The following is a 214-nucleotide window of genomic DNA, read 5'->3' on the forward strand; positions in this document are numbered from 1 at the left end:
AGGCGTCGAAATGGGATTCGACCCGACTCCAGCCTTGCGAGCCGTCCTGGTCATGGTCGACCCAGTCGCGGCTGCCGTCATCCTGGTACATGCTGGCGTGCGCTTCGCGGCCCCAGGCATCGAAATGCGACACCACCGCGTTCCAGCCTTGCGATCCGTCCTGGTCGTAGTCGTGCTGGTCGCGGCTGCCATCGTCCGCGTAGACGTTGGCGTA

General features: G+C 65.0%; 1 protein-coding gene. It reads right to left on the reverse strand.

Features of this window, described 5'->3' with window-relative positions:
* Window positions 1–214 (reverse strand): hypothetical protein (locus tag APY03_RS43050; protein ID WP_198161383.1); only part of this gene is annotated, 214 nt, incomplete at both ends.

Source organism: Variovorax sp. WDL1 (genome assembly GCF_001541225.1).
Taxonomy (GTDB): domain Bacteria; phylum Pseudomonadota; class Gammaproteobacteria; order Burkholderiales; family Burkholderiaceae_C; genus Variovorax.